The following is a 16,367-nucleotide window of genomic DNA, read 5'->3' on the forward strand; positions in this document are numbered from 1 at the left end:
TTAGAACAATGCTGAATACTAAAAGATCACTCCAGAAGTTAGGATTACATTGGCAAATGGACTGGCTTCCCCAGTTCGAATCACAACTTTGGCATCGTTCGTTGCTTCTTTTAATACATCATGTGATAGAAAATCCATCGTGTATTGATTACAACGCTTGAGAAGATTCTGGTGCAGGGAAGGGTTATGCATTTCCATCTCATAGGCTAACGTCATCTTCTCCACCTCCATATCATCCAGAACAGCTTCGAGCACTTCTATAAAGCTCGGAGTCCCTTTCGTAATCGATAGATCAATACGAGGCACATGTTCTGGGATTGGTAAACCACAATCTGCAATAACGATGGTATCGGTATGTCCCAACCTTGCTAGAACGCTAGCAATATCACTGTTAATCATCCCATTCTTCTTCATGTTTGTTCCCCCTGATGTTCCAAAAATACTTGAACCTCTGCTTGGGTAGGTAGTCCTGTTTGCGCCCCAGACTTGAGAACGGAGAGCGCAGCTACTGCATTCGCATAGCTAATCGCCTCTTGTTTCGTACAGCCTTCAGACAATTTGAAAGCCAAAGCTCCATTGAACGCATCCCCTGCCCCCGTTGTATCAACTGGTTCAACGTGATATGCAGGGATGTGTCTTTCCTTACCATTTTCATAGAAAAGAACACCTTCGCTACCCTTAGTAATCATAAGCTTGTCTTCTAAGATTGGTTGAGGAGAATGGTTAAGTAGCGTCTTAGCTTCTGACTCATTGGGTGTTACGATATCAACCCATTGAAGCAAGGATTTAGGGAGTGCTTGTATAGGAGCTGGGTTCAAGATGACTGTCGCTCCACCTTCTTTTGCTAGTTTTGCGGCTTTCTCTACTGTCTCGAGCGGAATTTCCAACTGCATTAACACGACATTACTAGAGCGCAGAACCTCTGCACACGATTCAATATAGTCAGGAGTGACGCTATGATTCGCTCCTGGATTTACAATAATTCGATTATCCCCATCTGATAGAATGATCGTAGCTGTGCCTGACGGAATATCTGTAACCGGTTTCACATTTTCTGTGACAACTCCATTTTCACGAAGTGTTTCAGTTAATTCTTGGCCAAAAGCATCACTTCCAACAGCGCCAATCATGTTCGTTTTTGCCCCTAAGCGGGAGGCAGATACAGCTTGGTTAGCTCCTTTACCACCTGGGTACGTTGCAAAATCATAACCTAACACGGTTTCCCCTTGATTGGGAACTCGTTCTGTACTCGTTACTAAATCCATATTAATACTTCCTACCACTGTAAGGCTTGGTGTCATCTATACCCCTCCTTTTTTAACTGTTTCTCGTTCTATGATTTGAACTCCAAAGGAATGATTCGAATGTACCGAAGGGATTCCTTCTATATAATTAATTAATAACTCTGCTGCTTTCGAACCTACATCATAAATAGGTTGTCCCATTGTAGTTAAAGCAGGTGTGGTCGTCTCCCCTAGAGCAATGCCATCAAACCCAATAATTGATAAGTCTTCAGGCACTTTAATTCCGAGAGCCTCCGCTGCTTTCAAAACACCAACTGCCATTAGATCGTTTCCTACAAATATTCCATCCACATCTGGATGTTGCTCCAATAATTGAGTGGCAGCTTTTTTCGCAGGGTCCAACTCATATTTACCATCCACCACTAAACCATCCTCGTACCAATCCTTATCTCTTACCATATCTAAGTAACCTTGCTTTCTAGCATGTGCGTTATCTACATAATCTGGTCCTGATATATGAGCGATTTTTTGGCACCCATTTTCTATTAAGTACTGAACAGCCTCTTGAGCCCCTTCATAGTTCTGAACAGAAACCGAAGGCATATGAGGAGAAATGATTCGGTCTAGTGCCACGACCGGTACATTCAGTTCGTGAACCTGTTCCGTCGTGAGCGTACTACTAACGACGATAAATCCATCTATATATTTTTGTTTCAATGCAGTTAAATATTGCTGTTCTTTCTCCATTTGATTGTCTGAATTACATAATACAAACGTGTACTCTGTTTCATTCGCCACATCTTCCACCGCTCTAGCTAATTCCGGGAAGAAGGGGTTGGTAATGTCAGGTAAGATGAGCCCTATCATTTTAGATCGTCGCTTAAATAAACTTCTCGCCACATCATTTGGCAAATAGTTGAGTTCTTTGATTGCTTCTGTTACTTTCACCCGAGTATCCTCATTCACATACCCATTGCTATTGAGTACTCTTGAAACAGTAGCAACAGAAACACCAGCTTGCTTTGCAACATCACGAATCGTAGCCATCATCATACCTGCTTTCTCTTACTGTTTATTGTGTGTAACGGGTTACATATTGTATTAAAAAGAAAAGATTAAGGATTTGCTAGACATGTAAGTGCTAGAAACCTATTTTCTTTTTACTTTAAAATGAAGAGTTACTATGTAACCCGTTACAGCCATGGTAAAGCGCTTTCATATACTATGTCAACCTATGCTTACTAATTTATAGAAAATTCTTTAAATAAAACTGAAAACATACGAGAAAAAGGATGTAGAAATTCTCTTTTCATTCCCAAACATAAGAAAACTTACACGCCAAAAAGTACGTGTAAGTTTATGTCTAATGCGGATATAGTAATACTTTAGAGAAAAAGTCTTGATTTTCAATAATAGCCTCAAATGTTGAAGGACCTTCTTCTAATGATAAACGATGGGAGATGATTGATTTCGCATCTAATTCCCCAGTGCTCAATTTCGTTAATGTTGCAGTCCATTCTTTCCCTGGAAATGGAGCTGATATAGCATTCCAAGCTCCGTAAACTCCTAATTCATTACGTACAATCTTCTCAAAGTAAAACCTTTCAATCTCTATATCTGCATAAGGAATCCCCATAAAAACAACTTCTCCACCCTTTTTAGCGAGAGAAAAAATATGAGCTGATGTCAGAGGAGTTCCCGCTGCCTCTATGGCAATATCGACACCTTTGTTATCTGTTACCTCCATAAGTTGCTCATAAATAGAGGACTGAGCAGGGTTCACAAGCACATCCGCACCTACTGCTTTTGCCAATTCCAGCTTTTGCTCATCGATATCAATGGCATATACAGTATCTGCACCAAATAATTTAGCCCATTGAATCGTTAACAAACCTATATTTCCACAGCCTAACACAGCCACAGCGTCACCAGGCTTCATACTTGTTTTATATACACCATGGAGAGCAACAGCTGATGGTTCAACTAGCGCAGCTGAATCAAAATCAACGTTATCAGGGATTGGAATTACATTCTCTTCCGGGAGTTTTGTGTAGGACGCAAATGCACCAGGTTGTTTCGCACCCATAACTTCTAATGTTTTACACCTAGCCGGCTCACCGCTTTGACAACTTTCACAAACCCCACAATAAAGGGCTGGACACCCTACTACGTTATCTCCTATGGATACATGTGTGACATCTGAACCTATTTCAGCTACAACACCTGAGAATTCATGTCCCCAAATCATCCCAGGTACATATGGACCAAGCTTTTTATACCTGGAGATGTCTGAACCACATATACCTGCAGCTTTCACTTCAATGATGACATCATTCGGTTTTATAATGCTCGGAGGAGGAGCCTTTTCAAATCGAAGGTCTCTCTTATCGTATAACTTTAAGGATTTCACACAGATCCTCCTTTCGAAAGCAATCATTTAAGATTGTTCATTTAGTACTGTTTTCGATTCTGAATTAGTTTGATTATCGCGCTTTATATACAACTGAATGAGTGTTGCTCCTACCACAAGAGAATTGATAACCGTTTGATGATCTAAATAGAAAGCACTTATTTTATTACCAATCGGACCTAACATGTAATCAACCATCATCTCAATCATGTACATGTACCCCTTTCTCGAATGTGTTCCATTTCAACTCATTTATGAAATAGGTGATAATACGACCTTTATTGCTTCTCCATTCTTCAGCATATTGTAGGCTTCATCCCATTCTGAAATATCGTATTGATGAGTAATTAAATCATTTATGTTGACTTGATTGGAGTTGATCATCTGTAAAGAAGGATCCCAATCAGATGGTTTTTGACTTCTACTACCGGATAGTTGAATCTCTTTTTGAATGATTTTCTTAAAGTCAATTTCGACACTTGGATTAGGGAAAATTCCAACCTGTACATACTGACCTTTTTTCATGACTAGATCTAACCCTAGATTAGCAGCAGCTACTGCTCCTGAACACTCAAATATAATGTCCGCCCCATATCCATTTGTCATATCATTCACGACTTGCTTCACGTCGCTCTCTTCAATATTCACTATGGCATCGATACCAAGTTCATTGGCTTTATCCAGTCGTTTCTTATCTTGGGTTAGACCCGTTATAATAACCTTAGCTCCGTATGACATAGCTACTTGCGCAGTAAGCAAGCCAATTGGTCCTGGGCCTAATACTACCACTACATCCCCTTTTTGAATGGATGCTTTTTGCACTGCATGATACGAACATGCAAGTGGTTCCGTTAATGATGCAGACCTACTCTTCACTTGATCTGGTAAAGTATGAACACTTTCTGCTCTGGCAATGACATATTTAGCAAAGCCACCATCTTTTTGTGTACCAATCCCTTTACGATAATTACAAAGGTTGTAGTCCCCTTGTTTACAATACTTACATTCACCACATATATAAAACGTTGTTTCTGTCGTTACCCGATCCCCTACATTTAGTTGATCAACGTTTTTTCCAACTTCTACAATTTCGCCTGCAACTTCATGCCCTAAAATTACTGGAACATTTACTTGATAATGTCCTTCAAATGTGTGAAGATCTGACCCACATATCCCTGCATATTTTATTTCGATTTTAACTTGATCCTCATGTACAACTGGTTCTTCAACATCTCTCAAATTCAAATGACCATATCCAAGCTTTTCTTTCACCAATGCCTTCAAATTCATCTCTCCTTATCTATGAAATTAGTAAGTTAAACCAATGAAAGACTTTATAAATCACGTAGTTAATCATATTGCCGCCCTGGTCAATACTAGAGATTAAGCTGGTGTCTTCAGGCATATTGAATTCTGCGTCTTTAGCCATTTCGGTGTGTAGTACTGCAAGATCCGTAGCTATATATAAAGATATAGCGATGAGCACCGTTCCTACTATTACCGAATGAATAATATTTCCACGTGCCGCTCCAACGATAAATGCAACAATAAATGGTATCGTCGCTAAGTCCCCAAATGGCAGTAAGCTATTTCCTGGTAAGATGATAGCTAACACAACTGTAATAGGAACTAAAATTAATGCAGTTGCAATAACAGCTGGATGACCAATCGCTACTGCGGCATCTAATCCAATATAAATATCCTTATTACCAAATCGTTTTTGTAGAAATTCTCTTGCTGATTCCGATACAGGCATTAACCCTTCCATTAGGATTTTTACCATACGAGGCATTAGAACCATAACTGCTGCCATCGAGATACCAATATCGATCACATCACCTACGGAATAGCCTGCCAAAATCCCTAATGCTAGTCCTAATACTAGTCCAATGAAGATAGATTCCCCGAATACTCCGAAACGCTTTTGAATCGTTTCTGGATCCGCATGAAGTTTATTGATGCCAGGTATCTTTTGGACTAACTTCACAAGCGGAATTCCTAAAGGCGCATAAGATACTGTACTTCCTGTTGCAACGGACACTCCTGGTAGGTCAAAGTAATTTTCGAGCATTGGGGCAGTCCAATCTGCGATTTTCAAGCACACGATTTGGAATAAAACAGCCGCAATCAACCCTTGAATGATACTGTCTGATAGCGCATACACAGTGGCTCCCATAAAGGAATAGTGCCAAAAATTCCATATGTCAACGTTCATTGTCTTCGTCGTCTTCGTGACAAGCATTAAGACGTTGACGACAAGACCTAACGGGATAACAAACGCTGCAACCGGAGTCGCCCACGATATTGTAGCGGCTGCTGGCCACCCTACATCAATGACATTCAGCTCTACTCCTAAACGATCCACCATTGCCTTAGCTGCTGGACCTAAGTTATTAACTAGAACGTCGACAACTAAGAAGATACCTACGAAAGCTACTCCAATCGTAAGACCAGATCGTAACGCTTTCCCTACTTTCTGTCTAAAGAATAAACCTAAAAGAAAAATAGCTACTGGCAAAATAACCGTCGGGCCTAAATCTAGAAATGCTTGTAGCCCATCTATGAATCCTTGCATTGTAATTCCCCTTCCCAAAGTTTATTGTCTGTTCTGCTTGAATGGTTGTGGTAGGAGGTCTCCCCCCCTACCTATTCAGCTCTCTATCTATTTTTTTGCAGTTCATCTAGTATTTCTTGCTTTGTATCTTCTAACCCAATACCTGTTAAAAATGCTCTGGCATTGACAATTGGAAATGGATAGTCCTCTTTTACAATAGTTGTGGTTACCAACAAGTCTGTCGTATCTTTATAAGAGGGAATGTCCGAGATTTTACACTGAATGACTTCTGCATTGATATTGTTTTCCTTACACATACTTTCAATGGCATCATTTACCACGGTTGACGTTGCAATACCTGTTCCACAAGCTACTAGAATACGTTTTTTCATATTACTCATCTCCTTTTAATAATTCTTTCATTCTATTCATCAATTTCGTATTGTCTTTTTCATTTAAAAAATAATAGAGTTCCTGTTCATTCTGGAAAATCCCCATTAGCTTTTGAAGAATCGATAGCTGTGAATGTTCTGAGTCCATCGCTAGCATAAAAACAATCTCAACGGATGTAGTTAATTCAGCATCCCCCATAACACCAAACTCGACAGGTTGATTTAGAATGGCTAAGCTTAGTGCTTTTTGGTTCACATGCTCTTTATCTGTGTGAGGGATCGCCACGGATGGACCATTGGTAGGTAGGCCAGTAGCGTACTGCTCCTCCCTTTCCGCCACAGCGTCTATGAAACTAGATTTCACATAACCTTTTTCATGCAGATTTTGAGCCATGGAACGAAGCACTTCTTCTTTATTCCCTGGTGTGAGGTTATGGAGGATTAATGATTCATCTATATAGATTGAGCTCACTGCACACACCTCTTTTTTTATTATTCTGACTTTTCGGTTTCTATTGAATACTTTTGAATAACCGACTGTACATCTTGTACTTTATTTGATGTCATAATCGATTCGATATCTTCATTGTTGTTCGACAACTTCATTAACTGACGGAGTGCTTTTAGATGTTGATATTTATCTAATGCAGCAATGACAACAATGACATGGATTGTATTGTTTGCATAAGATACACCTTTTGGCAGCTGCAATAAGCTCATTGAAACATCATTTACTCCCTCTTCAGGACTTGCATGGGGAATGGCAATCCCCGGACCAATAACGATATAAGGGTCTTCGGTATGCTGCTGTAACAATGCCTCTACATAACTCCATTCAATACTTCCATTCTCCAACAAGGGCTTTGCACTCTCTTTGACAGCTTCCTCCCATGTTTCCGCATGAGAGTGGAGTTGAATCGTACGCTTATGAAGGAATTCATGTAAATGAGGAGTTGCTTCACTCGACATTTCTTTATCTGGAAACTCGGGATTCATATAGGCTTGTAAATCCTTCTTTAATGCTTGCTTTGAGCCAATTTTCGCGTGTTTTTCAATAATTTCCATCATTTGCTCCATATCCAGACCTTGGATGTGGTATCCGTGAACTTCAGCTAGTACATGCTTTCGAAGTCGATTTTTCTCTTCTTTTGATAATACATCCGCAACAATAAATAAATTTTTCTCAGTCTCTAGATATACTGGTGAGAACACAATATCAAAATCTAACGAATAATCTTGAAAATCTCTCACTGATAGAGAATCTAAAAAAATGAACTCTGGGAATAAGTCTTTTAGCTCTGTTAATAAGAGTCGTGAGAACGAGACTCCCTTAGGACAAACAATGAGAGCTTTAACCTTTTGTTGGATGCTATCTCCTTGCTTCGTTAACCATCCACCAATCAACATGGTTAAATAGGTGATCTCACTTTCAGGTATTAATTCCCCTACCAATTTCTCTAATGGATTAGTAGATTGTTTTACGATATGATGAAGCTCTTTAAATTCTTCGCTCACCGTTTGTTGAATGTCATAGAAACCCGTTAATTTATATTTAATTCGATAATAAGCAGGTTTCATGTGAAGCAATAACTTATTTAGTAGCTGTTCTTTATCCTTTAAGTAAATACAAGATCTTTTCTCGAATTGGAGTAGCATATCCCTTAATGACTGTTGTAAGTCAGGGATTGTTTTCTCCGTTAAATCTTCTGACCAATACACATTTGATGTTAGAAGATGAAGGGTAATAAATAATCTTTCCTGCATTGGAATATCATGATAATCAAATAAGATTTCTTCAGTGGCCTTACATTCTTTGGTATCCTGAAGTTCTTCAAGCTGAATATAAAACGGATCAATATGATTTCCCTGCTGAATTCTTCTAAGAGTAAAATAGAGAATATAAGGCATCGAAGTGATCTTTTCGTCTGTAAATTGTAAGTTCAGATTATATTCGATCCTCTTGATACGTTCGTTTATGGCCTCCATCTCTTGGATATCTACTTCCGAAAACTGTTCAATCTTTTGCTTCCCAAGATGTAGGTCCAACATTTTATAAATCGTATTTAGTAGTAATTTCCGTATGAAAAACTCCTTACCTTCTACTCGATAACCAGATTGACGAGTATAATTTATTTCCAGTTCATACTCCGCTACAATCGATTGAGCTTTTTTTAAGTCATTTAAGACCGTGTTTTTACTGACATCTAATTCATCTGTGAAATGAAAGAGAGACAATTCGCCCTCCTTCGTGAGCAGCATGAGGATAATAATATTGGTCCTCTCTTTCTCAGAAGGAATCGTCATGTCTTGAGGTTGATGCTCTTTTTTGTAAAGAGTAGATACGAGTACAGGATCAATCACGAACATCCCCTGGGTGGTTCTCTCGATTTTTGGTAAATTTCGAAATTCCAACCAATCATTTATTTGATTAAAACTATATTTTAGTTGACGTCTATTAAGGTTATATTTGTTCTCCAAGTCTTCACTTTTCAGATGAGGATTCATTGTGATTTCCCATAACAAGTGATTACTTCTTTCGTTAAGCTGCATGTCTTATCCCTCCTTCCACAATTACATTCTAACACCCTCAAAAGGCCTGTTGAATGCGCTTTCATCCCATTCTTTTGGAGTCCGTATTGTCTCGCGTTGTGATTGAATATTCTGAAATTATGTAATGATAAAGTCTATCATACAGAAAACTTATTTAGTGGAAAACCATGTGGAATAACCATATACAACGGAATTTAATACTTATTTGTCAAAAGCGATAGATAGATGATGTAATAGCGAGTTTTGACAAATATATGAGCGACCGCTCATGAATCCATAAACTTACTCTAAAAAAAAAGACTTACACGCACTCACGTGTAAGCCTCTGTAATCAGGAGCTCAATGCCTTCATTCCCTCTAATTCACTTGTGTTGTGTTCAATTAATTTAACAATGTTCTGATTCCCGTCTAATAATTGATCAGAACTCATCGTCATTTCTTGGATACTTGCTTGAGATTGTTCCATGACCGTTGCCAGACGGTTAATGGCTTCATTAATGTTAGCCATGGAATCTTTTAAAGTGTGGACCGTTTGTTTGTAGTGCATCGTTTTTCCGCTCACATTATCTAGTGCGTGTTTCATGCCGTCAAAGACTTCACTTGCCTCTGTCGTCGTTTGAACGCTTTCTTTCATCTGTGCCATATTGTGGTTCATTTTTTCTTTCGTTGATTGAGATTTATCGGCTACTGTTTTCAGGTTTTGAGAGATCTTCTCAGCTGATTCATTAGAGGTTTCTGCTAATTTACGAATCTCATCGGCAACAACTGCAAAACCTTTTCCATATTCACCAGCACGAGCTGCTTCAATAGAGGCGTTTAGTGCTAGTAAGTTCGTTTGCTCTGCAATATCTTGTATATTTTTCGTGAACGTTCCTGCTTCTTGAATTTGTTCTGTTAATTCTTCAATCTCTTTGGCCATTACCTCAATATCACGATTGAATTGGTTCATAACCTTTCCTAGTGCTTCAATGGTTGTTTTTCCTTTGGCAGATACTTCGTTCGTACCTTCAATTTCTTCATGTAAAGAATCCAATTGCGAAAGCATGGCTTCATAGGATGCTCCTGATTCTTGAACCTCTTCGGTAATATCATTAATATCTTGGACTTGCTGATCAAAGGCTTGGGATAATTGAACGTTTGAACTCGCTATTTCATGGAAAGTTTGATGGTGGACATTACTTTTTTCTTGGATGCTTTCCATATTACTGAAGGACTGATGGATGGACTGTTGAAGTTGGCTTTGTAGCTGTTCTCGATCCTTCAACAGTTGCTCTACTTCTTCATGACGACTGTGCACTTCCTTCATATACATTTGAGAAAATCGCACCGCACCAAACACAATAATAGACATGACTATGTAATAGTATAAAATCGTGATGGTATTGGATGAGGTCGCCTCAACTCCTGTACCATTATAAAATAGTGCGTATAAAGTAAGCCCTAAACCGACGATAAAGGATGTGGTGAAAACCTTATACGTTTGATAAATAGCTGATATTCCTAAAATTAAATACGTTAAGAAATAATTCGCAAAAGTGGGTGTGGAGAAGTAAAGTAATAGTGTAATAACTGCAAGCGCACTTATTAATATATAAGGGATTGCTCCGGTAGCTTTTTTAGTGAAATGAAGAGCTAACAGTAATCCTAGTGCAACAGCATCGACCCCTAATATAAGATTACCAAAAAAAACGGACATACCGCTTGTGTAAACAGACAAAACACTCATTGCAATAGCAACTGCAAAAATCGACAACATTAACCTGTTCTTACGACGCATGACATCGTTCACATTATTCCCCCTAAAAAAATAATATCCTTGATCCATTTCTAATTTTTCTATATTCAAATAGGACCTTTGGATTACTTTAACACTCTACTAACTTATCAATAGAGGGAATATAATGCAATGATTGAAAATTTACATAAATAATGTTTATTCCTTAAATTCTTATCTGATATAGGATTGTTATTACGTGTCAATTTAGCCACATATCAACAAAAGCTCAGGGCGCACTGCTAGCGACGTATATGCTGCGGCCCACACGACGTGGGTTAGTTCGATGTTGACTTATCGTAAGGAGGAGCAGAAAGTTTGCTAGTCGCTGGGCGCTGGAGCTGGACGTGGCAACATCACTTTATCAAAGTTGTCTATAAACTTACCCCATTTATACGCTAGACAAAAAAATAGCACCTCTACAAAAAGTAGAGATGCTATTTCTCCTCAAACAAATCCATAAACTCCCCATAACCCTTTTCTTCCATTTCCTCTTTCGGAATAAAATTCATGGCTGCGGAGTTCATGCAATAACGTAATCCAGTTGGTTCAGGTCCATCTTTAAATACATGCCCTAAATGAGAGTCAGCTTGTTTGCTTCGCACCTCTGTTCTAGAGCCAAATAAGCCTTTATCTTTTTTCGTTACGATATTCTCTGGTACTAGTGGCTTCGTAAAACTAGGCCAGCCTGTGCCAGATTTGTATTTATCCGTTGAGCTAAACAGTGGTTCGCCTGAAACGATGTCTACATAAATTCCTTCTTTTTCATTGTCCCAGTACTTATTATCAAATGCAGGTTCTGTTCCATCTTCTTGCGTCACCTTATATTGCATAGGAGTTAGCTTCTCTTTCAATTCTTCCTTTGTGTACGATGACGTATTTTCTACCTTCACTTCCCGATCATCGCCCCATACTTCGTTCAAAAATTGGTCACGCCCAGAGTTTTTACGATAAATTTTGTATCGTACTGGATTTTTCTCGTAATAATCTTGATGATAGTCTTCTGCCTTATAAAATGTAGAAGCCTCTACTATAGGAGTGACAATCTCCTCTTCAAAACGTCCAGATTGTTTCAGCTCCTCCAACGAGTTCATTGCAGCTTGTTTCTGTTCCTCATTATGATAGAAGATACCAGTTGTATATTGGTGGCCACGATCTACGAATTGTCCTTTTGCATCAGTTGGATCAATCTGACGCCAGAAAATCTGGAGTAGGGTCTCATAACTTACTTGTTCAGGATCATAATGCACTTGTACTGCTTCAACGTGTTCAGTCCTACCAGATGACACATCTTTGTAGGACGGGTTTTCCATATTTCCACCTGTATATCCTGAAATCACGTCACTCACGCCATCTAGCTTTTCAAATGGAGGTTCCATGCACCAAAAACAACCTCCCGCAAATGTCGCAACTCCTTTGTAATTTTCTGCATTAACAGGGGTGCTTCCCGTTGATCGCTCGAAGAAATATCGATACGTCATCGGTCCAAATATCACAGCAATAATCAGTACACCAATAATCAATAGAATGGGTTTCATTTTCACGCCTGTTCTCCCTCCTTATTTGGAAATGGAATCGTAAACCAAATTGTTGTTCCTTTGCCTGGCTCACTCTCCACTCCAATGTGACCTTGATGGTGTTCAACGATTTCCTTACAAATCGCTAACCCTAGTCCAGAGCCACCGTAATATTTATTTCTCGACTTTTCTACTCGGTAAAAACGTTCGAAAATGTCTTGATGATGTTCTTCTTCGATTCCAGGTCCTGTATCTTTTATATTAAAAGTTGTCTGGACATCGTTTTGCTCTATATTTATATCCATATTTCCACCTTGCTCGGAATATCGTATCGCATTATCAATTAAATTGCTTAGTACACGCTTTAATTGATTAGGACTCCCCGTAATAGGACGAATTTCCTCAGCTATAGAAACGTTCGGTTCGATATCTCTTTCCTGCATCAATAGTTCAAATTCCTGTAACGTCTCCAGCACCAACTGATCGATGTGGACGGTCTCCGACTCGTATGGAATATCTTTTTTCTCATACTGCGATAGGTCTAATAATTCTTGAATAAGGAGCGATAGCCGGTTCGTTTCTGATTTAATGGTCTTCAGATATGCTTCTTTTGTTTCTTCATCTTGTATAATATCGTCCTGGAGCGCCTCCACATAAGAGTGAATGGAGGCAATTGGTGTTTTTAAGTCGTGGGAGATATTTGCAATCATCTCTTGTTTAAATGCTTCCGACTCTCTCACCTTACGAAACATCTCATCCAGGTTTGTAGACATATCATTAAATCTTGAAGCTAACTCTTTCAGCTCTTTTGGTCCCTCTTCTTTTAACTTCACATCAAACTGTCCTTCTGCCACTTGCTTCGATTTATCAGAGAGCTGCCGTACCCCTTTTAGCAACGGATGCGTGACAATCATATGAGAAAAAACAGAAACAACTCCAGCTAATAATGTAATACAAGTAAGCAAAATGACAACTTCTGTCGGTAAATACATACGAAGATAACTAATGATAAGAAAAACCATAATAATGGAAATGGATAATAGATTGGAGGCGATTAAAATTGTCCTAAGCTTCATGGTGTCGCTTTTCCTTCAAATTTGTACCCTATCCCCCATACTGTTTTTATCAATGTTGGATGAGCAGGGTCCTGTTCTAGCTTTTCTCTTAACTTTCGTATGTGAACATTGATGGTATTCGTATCGCCTTCAAACTCATACCCCCAAAGCTTTTCCAACAGTTGTGATCGAGAGAATACCTGGGACTCATGCTGCACTAAGAACCATAGCAAGTCAAATTCCTTCACAGTCATCTCAATTGGAACGCCATTTTTTGTAAGACTTCGCATATTATAATCAATGCGATATTGACCGAATGAAAATGCTGTATCACGATGCTTGCCTGATTTCTCATATCTCCTTAGTACATTTTTCACCCGCAGGACCATTTCTCTTGGACTAAATGGTTTGGTAATATAATCATCCACACCAATTGATAATCCGAATAGGCGGTCTTTTTCCTGCCCTAATGCCGTTAACAGCATAACGGGGATATCATCATCAAAGCGTATTTCCTCCGCAATATCTAAACCATTTTTTAGAGGCATCATGATGTCCAATATTACCAGGTCTGGCTTGTCGTTCTTCCAGCGATTGATGGCTTCATGCCCATCCCTAGCAATGAGTACCTCGTAGCCTTCTTTTTCAAGATACCTTCTACAAACGTCTACAATATTTTCATCATCTTCTGCCACTAAAATTGTTTGCTTCATTCCTATCACCCTGTTTCGTTAGCTTTTCTGAAGCATCGCTGATCCAAACTTCACGCTAAATGCTTTACACCAGATAACAATCTGATCCCCTTCTTCAACCGTAATGTCGTCTGGAATCATGTAATTTTGATTCCCTTTATTACCTTTTAACTTTCCTAATGACATTCCATCAGCAGGGTCCTGCCCTTTTTTTACCATATACACATATAAATCGGGACCATTGGTTGCACTAAAATCCGTCATTCGTACAATACCTTCTTCTTCAAAGTATTCAGCTTTCCCTTCAGCATTATGCTGTTGGTCCGCTCCTTTAAACTGACCAGAGAGCATAGCCATTGGTTGGGAATCCTCTTCTTGCATATCGTCTTCTTCGTCTTGACCCTTCATCTCATCGGATTCATGGCCCATGTCTGCATCCATATTATCTGTGGTATTTTCGTTTTTCATGTTGTCCTCCATGGATTCCTCTTCATTAGATTCAGCTGAAGTAGTTGACTCTGATTCGGTTGGAAAAGCTTCATTAACCGTCTTGTCAATAAACAGAGGCGACAATAACCACCAACCGACAAATAACAACAGCACTACTCCAAATCCAGATCCAATGTATAGTATCTTCTTCATGTAAATGCCCCCTTGTATGGAATGTACTTATACTGTAAAAAGAAGACATTATAGATTGGTAATGAAATCATAAAAATTCTATAAACTTTTTAATGTTTGGCTGTGTTAAAGTTCTTTGTTGATACACTAATGAAATAGTTTTAGGTTCTTCCATTAAGCACCATAACCTTTCATAACTACTGATTCTGGACCCGTTACGTTTGTGAGGAAGGGGCTGCGGTGAAATGGTTCGCTTTCCGCGGAGGAACATGCGAGCCTCCTCGTTCGGCTACGCCTCTCTGTGGGGTCTCGCATTGTCCCTTCTTCCGCAGGAGTCTCACCATTACCCTCCGCCCATCGGTATAAGGGATAACGGATCCATCGTAGTTAGTACTTGGTTGAGTATTATGATGTTTTAGCACCTTCAATATTTGAATCAATAGTGTTGAAGCTTTCTCCTTAATCCAAATATAAGGCAACTACTTTCCTTGATATGGACTCCAAAACATGATGTTGATTCGGTGGGAATTTGCGAGACTCCTGCGGAAATACGATCGAGTGAAGACCCCACAGAGAGGCGAAGCCGAACGAGGAGGCTTCACCGATTGTCCGCGGAAAGCGAGTGAATTCCCACCGAATCAACCACTCAGCACAAAAAAACTCCTTATTCAAAACTACGCTTCTTATCGTGAATAAGGCAATTTGATTAGTTGATTCCAAAATCATCACCAAGCTTTAACAGATTCTAATGTTCAAACTCGAAGAATTACATCTAACTGTGGCAAGTTGCTCCTATTTTGAAAATCTCGTTCCTGATTTTTAAAAGTCGCTCCTTTCCTTAACTTATAAGTCAATATCTCTTACTCCTTCTGTTCCTATCCCAATAAAAAAAGACCAATCTACAGAGTAATCGGTCTTTAATCCTGGTTAGATCACTTTTTATTCACCCAATCTTGATAACTAGATGCATCCATCTCTTTCACATGCTCCAAAAACGCATCCAACACATCGTATTTTTTCAACCCTTTAAACAATTTTGTTGGTATATGCGTGTTGGTGGAAAACGCTCGCTTATGATCGATGACTTTTAATTGTTGATCTTGGTCTATTAAGATATGACGGATTTCCGTATCCCATCTTGTAAACCCGACTCGCTGTAATTCCTGAAGCATCGCAACTACCTTAGCTGTTAACTCTCTAGTAATTTGTTTTTCTCTTTTTAAATGACGCGCTAGCGAAACACCTTCTACGTATTCCATTACAATGTAATTGTCTCCGTATTCATATAACCTTGGAAAGACCGGAGAGATTTGCCCCACTTTTAATGCTTCTAGTTCCTTTTGTTGTGTTTCTTCTTTAAAGAAGTACTTTACGCATTTCTCTTCAGTAATTTGATATATTTCTCCATCTTTGCCATCTCCAATCAGCTTGTACCCAACTAAATCCTGTTTGTTTATGTGATTCTTCTTTTTAAAATCAATCATATCATCGCTCCTTAGTATAAGGCTGTTCTATAGTATTCTATGAAGCGATAATCATTAAGTAACCCCGTCATACG

The 16,367-nt window shown here is 39.0% G+C and carries 16 protein-coding genes; all 16 read right to left on the reverse strand.

Annotation, left to right across the window (positions count from 1 at the left end; genetic code table 11):
- Positions 1 to 18 precede the first annotated feature (18 nt).
- The 16 genes from rbsD to N782_RS12000 all read right to left on the reverse strand — a co-directional run bounded on the left by rbsD (position 19) and on the right by N782_RS12000 (position 16,293).
- Positions 19 to 414, reverse strand: coding sequence for a D-ribose pyranase (gene rbsD / locus N782_RS11920; protein ID WP_036820120.1), 396 nt, complete (start codon positions 412 to 414; stop codon positions 19 to 21).
- Positions 411 to 1,301, reverse strand: coding sequence for a ribokinase (gene rbsK / locus N782_RS11925; RefSeq protein WP_036820122.1), 891 nt, complete (start codon positions 1,299 to 1,301; stop codon positions 411 to 413). Before rbsK ends, rbsD begins: the two co-directional genes overlap by 4 nt.
- Positions 1,302 to 2,291: a LacI family DNA-binding transcriptional regulator gene (locus N782_RS11930; protein ID WP_036820193.1), complete on the reverse strand. Its 990-nt coding sequence runs from the start codon at positions 2,289 to 2,291 to the stop codon at positions 1,302 to 1,304. It abuts the gene before it with no gap.
- 316 nt (positions 2,292 to 2,607) lie between these two features.
- Positions 2,608 to 3,654, reverse strand: a complete 1,047-nt coding sequence (locus tag N782_RS11935) for a galactitol-1-phosphate 5-dehydrogenase (protein WP_036820125.1) — start codon at positions 3,652 to 3,654, stop codon at positions 2,608 to 2,610.
- Positions 3,655 to 3,681: 27 nt separating this feature from the next.
- Entirely contained in the window at positions 3,682 to 3,864 is a 183-nt protein-coding gene (locus tag N782_RS11940; RefSeq protein ID WP_036820128.1) for a hypothetical protein, read from the reverse strand.
- Positions 3,865 to 3,906: 42 nt separating this feature from the next.
- Entirely contained in the window at positions 3,907 to 4,938 is a 1,032-nt protein-coding gene (locus N782_RS11945; RefSeq protein ID WP_036820130.1) for a zinc-binding dehydrogenase, read from the reverse strand.
- 16 nt (positions 4,939 to 4,954) lie between these two features.
- The gene (locus N782_RS11950) at positions 4,955 to 6,229 is read right to left on the reverse strand and encodes a PTS galactitol transporter subunit IIC (protein WP_036820133.1); all 1,275 of its coding nucleotides are present in this window, start codon (positions 6,227 to 6,229) and stop codon (positions 4,955 to 4,957) included.
- 83 nt (positions 6,230 to 6,312) lie between these two features.
- Entirely contained in the window at positions 6,313 to 6,600 is a 288-nt protein-coding gene (locus N782_RS11955; protein WP_084103073.1) for a PTS sugar transporter subunit IIB, read from the reverse strand.
- Between the two features lies 1 nt (position 6,601).
- Positions 6,602 to 7,072: a PTS sugar transporter subunit IIA gene (locus N782_RS11960; protein ID WP_036820138.1), complete on the reverse strand. Its 471-nt coding sequence runs from the start codon at positions 7,070 to 7,072 to the stop codon at positions 6,602 to 6,604.
- Between the two features lie 20 nt (positions 7,073 to 7,092).
- Positions 7,093 to 9,150 (reverse strand): BglG family transcription antiterminator, encoded by a 2,058-nt coding sequence (locus N782_RS11965; RefSeq protein WP_036820141.1) that lies wholly within the window; start codon positions 9,148 to 9,150, stop codon positions 7,093 to 7,095.
- A 331-nt stretch (positions 9,151 to 9,481) separates the two neighbouring features.
- The gene (locus tag N782_RS11970; RefSeq protein WP_036820143.1) at positions 9,482 to 10,939 is read right to left on the reverse strand and encodes a methyl-accepting chemotaxis protein; all 1,458 of its coding nucleotides are present in this window, start codon (positions 10,937 to 10,939) and stop codon (positions 9,482 to 9,484) included.
- Between the two features lie 422 nt (positions 10,940 to 11,361).
- Complete coding sequence (gene msrA / locus N782_RS11975) at positions 11,362 to 12,462, reverse strand: peptide-methionine (S)-S-oxide reductase MsrA (protein ID WP_036820196.1); 1,101 nt, start codon at positions 12,460 to 12,462, stop codon at positions 11,362 to 11,364.
- Positions 12,463 to 12,464: 2 nt separating this feature from the next.
- Positions 12,465 to 13,517: a sensor histidine kinase gene (locus tag N782_RS11980; protein WP_036820146.1), complete on the reverse strand. Its 1,053-nt coding sequence runs from the start codon at positions 13,515 to 13,517 to the stop codon at positions 12,465 to 12,467.
- Complete coding sequence (locus tag N782_RS11985; protein ID WP_036820149.1) at positions 13,514 to 14,209, reverse strand: response regulator transcription factor; 696 nt, start codon at positions 14,207 to 14,209, stop codon at positions 13,514 to 13,516. The genes N782_RS11980 and N782_RS11985 overlap by 4 nt, the downstream gene beginning before the upstream one ends.
- 18 nt (positions 14,210 to 14,227) lie before the next feature.
- Entirely contained in the window at positions 14,228 to 14,830 is a 603-nt protein-coding gene (locus N782_RS20750) for a DM13 domain-containing protein (RefSeq protein WP_052111312.1), read from the reverse strand.
- A gap of 911 nt (positions 14,831 to 15,741) precedes the next feature.
- Positions 15,742 to 16,293 carry a serine/threonine-protein kinase gene (locus N782_RS12000; protein ID WP_036820154.1) on the reverse strand — a complete coding sequence of 184 codons (552 nt, stop codon included), beginning with the start codon at positions 16,291 to 16,293 and terminating at the stop codon, positions 15,742 to 15,744.
- Between the last annotated feature and the right edge of the window lie 74 nt (positions 16,294 to 16,367).

The sequence above is a fragment of the Pontibacillus yanchengensis Y32 genome (genome assembly GCF_000770635.1).
GTDB classification, from domain to species: domain Bacteria; phylum Bacillota; class Bacilli; order Bacillales; family BH030062; genus Pontibacillus; species Pontibacillus yanchengensis.